Raw genomic sequence first — 1,286 nt, 5'->3', positions numbered from 1 at the left:
GTCGATGCGCCAAAAGACGACGTCTACAAAGACGCYGGYAAAGTTGAAGTCAGCATCGAYAAGGCCACTGGCGGTAACTTCGAGAACCTGGTTCCGAGCACCACSCCAGCGGTGACTGACGTTACCGACACCATCGACACCAGCACCGTTTCGCTCACWGCGACTTCGACGGTGGCCGAAGGTGGGACYGTSGTTTACACMGCSTCGGTYAACGCACCGGTCACTGATGCCCCGCTCGTCGTGACGTTGAGCAACGGCCAGACCATTACCATCAACGCACCGGTCACTGATGCCCCGCTCGTCGTGACGTTGAGCAACGGCCAGACCATTACCATCCCAGTCGGTGCCAGCTCCGCTTCGGTGAACTTCGTSACGCCAAACGACGCCCTCGCAGGCGGCGATAACCTGAGCGTCAAAATCGACGAYGCCCAGGGCGGCAACTACGAAAAACTGGACATCGACGCCACCCCGGCGGACACCACCGTTACCGATGTGCAGGACACTACTGGTCTGACGCTCTCGGCAACTGACACTGTCGCCGAAGGCGGTTCCATCGTTTACACCGCCACCCTGNTGCTCCGTTGGTKATCACCCTGTCGAACGGCCAGACCATCACCATTCCGGTCGGCGCCAGCAGCGGCACCGTGAACTTCGTGACGCCAAACGACGCCCTCGCGGGCGGCGACAGCCTGAGCGTGAAGATCGACGACGCCCAGGGCGGCAACTACGAAAAACTGGACATCGACGCCACCCCGGCGGACACCACCGTTACCGATGTGCAGGACACTACTGGTCTGACGCTCTCGGCAACTGACACTGTCGCCGAAGGCGGTTCCATCGTTTACACCGCCACCCTGACCAACGCMGCCGGCTCACCAGTGACCGTGACCCTGAGCAACGGCGCTGTRATCAACATCGCAGCAGGCGCCACCACCGGCACCGTCACTGTCGATGCGCCAAAAGACGACGTCTACAAAGACGCCGGCAAAGTYGAAGTCAGCATCGATAAAGCCACTGGCGGTAACTTCGAGAACCTGGTTCCGAGCACCACGCCWGCGGTGACTGACGTYACCGACACCATCGACACGTCGACCGTGAGCCTGACCGCAACGTCCACCGTCGCTGAAGGCGGCACCGTGGTGTACACCGCTTCGGTCAATGCACCAGTGACCGATGCTCCGTTGGTTATCACCCTGTCGAACGGCCAGACCATCACCATTCCGGTCGGCGCCAGCAGCGGCACCGTGAACTTCGTGACGCCAAACGACGCCCTCGCGGGCGGCGAC

The 1,286-nt window shown here is 61.7% G+C and carries 1 protein-coding gene and 1 pseudogene; both read left to right on the top strand.

What is annotated here, in order from left to right:
- Window positions 1-54: 54 nt before the first annotated feature.
- Window positions 55-573: pseudogene (locus ASC85_RS33585) on the top strand (immunoglobulin-like domain-containing protein); the annotation flags it as partial.
- A gap of 1 nt (window position 574) precedes the next feature.
- A partial coding sequence (locus tag ASC85_RS33580) for an immunoglobulin-like domain-containing protein (protein WP_442966226.1) occupies window positions 575-1,286 on the top strand: 712 nt, incomplete at both ends.

The sequence above is a fragment of the Pseudomonas sp. Root401 genome (assembly GCF_001425105.1).
In the GTDB taxonomy this organism is placed as follows: Bacteria; Pseudomonadota; Gammaproteobacteria; order Pseudomonadales; family Pseudomonadaceae; genus Aquipseudomonas; species Aquipseudomonas brassicacearum.
Note: the sequence above shows the minus strand (reverse complement) of the source record. Positions and strands in the feature narration are given on the sequence as shown.